1 protein-coding gene is annotated in these 1,275 nt (G+C 63.5%); it reads right to left on the reverse strand.

Annotated elements, in window-relative coordinates:
- Positions 1–19: 19 nt before the first annotated feature.
- Positions 20–1,209, reverse strand: a protein-coding gene (locus RB623_RS30260; RefSeq protein WP_308060987.1) for an IS3 family transposase whose coding sequence is annotated in 2 segments (ribosomal slippage) — positions 20–957 and positions 957–1,209 — 1,191 coding nt in all. Because the reading frame shifts where the segments join, the coding sequence is not laid out codon by codon here.
- Positions 1,210–1,275: the final 66 nt, after the last annotated feature.

The following is a 1,275-nucleotide window of genomic DNA, read 5'->3' on the forward strand; positions in this document are numbered from 1 at the left end:
GTGACCTGCCCCTGAACTTTCATCCAGCAGGGATTAGAGCCTCGACCGTTTCAGTTACGCCATAGGGCGCGGGTTGAGCAACCGGCGGAGGCGCGGAGCCTTCAATCAGCGCAGCGTCGGAGCCGGTTGCGGTGAGGGTTCCGGCGAAGGCCGCCGGGGTCTGGTAGCCGAGCGAGGAATGCGGCCTCGCGGTGTTGAAGTCCTGTCTCCATTCGGCGATGGCGCTTCGGGCGTGGTCGAGCCCGAAGAACAGGCTCTCGTTCAACAACTCATCGCGCATCCGGCCGTTGAAGGATTCGACGTAGCCATTTTGCATCGGCTTGCCGGGCGCGATGTAGTGCCATTCGACGCGATGATCCTTCGACCAGGCGAGGATCGCGTTCGAGGTGAACTCCGTGCCGTGATCAGAGACGATCATGTCCGGCTTGCCACGCTGGACGATCAGGTCCGTCAGTTCGCGAGCAACCCGTCTGCCTGAGATCGACGTGTCCGGGATCGCGGCAAGGCATTCACGGGTCACGTCGTCGACGATGTTGAGCACGCGGAAGCGCCGGCCGCAGACGAACTGATCGTGGACGAAGTCCAGCGACCATCGCGCATTCGGCCGCGCCTCGACCAGGATCGGGGCTCGCGTGCCGATCGCCCGGCGCCGGGCCCGGCGCTTGCGCACCGTCAGGCCCTCCTCGCGATAGAGACGGTAGATGCGGTTGACTCCGGATGCCTCGCCCTCCCGCCGCAGCAGGATGAACAGGCGTCGATAGCCAAAGCGTCGTCGCTCGTTGGCGAGGTCGCGCAACCGCGTGCGCAACTCTGTCTCCGGCGGACGCCTTGACTGGTAGCGGATCATCTTGCGATCGGCTCCGACGCAGGAACAGGCCCGCCGCTCCGACAGGCCCAGGGCGGACCTCAGATGCGCGACGGCTTCACGCTTGGCAGCGGGCCCTACCATTTTTTTGACAGAAGCTCGCGCAGCGCCGAGGCCTCCAGCATCTGGTCGGCGAGCAGCTTCTTCAGCTTCGCGTTCTCGTCTTCCAGGGCCTTTAGACGCTTGGCGTCAGACACATCCATGCCGCCATACTTCGCCTTCCAGTTATACAGCGTCGCCTCGGAGATCCCGTGCTTGCGGGCCAGATCGCCCGCCTTCGCTCCCGCCTCATGCTCGCGCAAAACCGCAATGATCTGCTCTTCCGTAAACCGCTTTCTCTTCATCAGTCCGTCCTTCAAACAAGGGCCGGACTCTAATCTCAACTGGAGGAAATTACCGGGGGCAGGTCA

This window comes from Mesorhizobium sp. LHD-90, from assembly GCF_030929505.1.
Classification (GTDB): domain Bacteria; phylum Pseudomonadota; class Alphaproteobacteria; order Rhizobiales; family Rhizobiaceae; genus Kumtagia.